The organism is Acidovorax sp. SRB_24, assembly GCF_012931925.1.
This window is the reverse complement of the sequence record NZ_MWOM01000224.1, coordinates 1-510: the sequence shown is the minus strand read 5'-3', so window position 1 is coordinate 510 and position 510 is coordinate 1. Positions and strand designations below refer to the sequence as shown.

Genomic DNA, 510 nt, shown 5'->3' with positions numbered 1-510 from the left:
CGCTGCTCGCGCAGTAGAGTCCCGGGGCGCGCCGGCCCGCGCTTTGCGGCCGCCGCCCACCCGTGCACGGTGCGCCTTCCTACACACGCGGGCACGGCACCGGGCTGTGATGGGCCCAGGTTTGTTTCGATTGCAGAGCGCCCGCGCGCCGACCCATCCATGCCTGCTGCTGCCTCCGATTTTGTTGCTGTGCCAACCCCGGCCGAGACCCTGCGCGCCGCGCCGGCGCTCGCGGCGGACGCGCCCGCGCCCGGCAGCCGCCTGCCCGGCGGGCTGGTCTATGTCGACCGCCGCATGCCGGGCCTGCGGCGCGTGCGGCGTGGGCGCGGCTTTGGCTACCGGCAGCCCGATGGCCGCTGGCTGACCGATGCGCAAGAGGTCGAGCGCATCCGCCAGCTCGCCATTCCACCGGCCTACACCGAGGTCTGGATCTGCCCGCTGCCGCACGGCCACCTGCAGGCCACCGGGCTCGACGCGCGCGGGCGGCGCCAGTACCGCTACCACCCCGAC

1 pseudogene is annotated in these 510 nt (G+C 75.1%); it reads left to right on the top strand.

Annotated features, from left to right (window positions below):
* Positions 1–159 precede the first annotated feature (159 nt).
* Positions 160–510 (top strand): annotated as a pseudogene (locus B2J89_RS21655) (hypothetical protein); the annotation flags it as partial.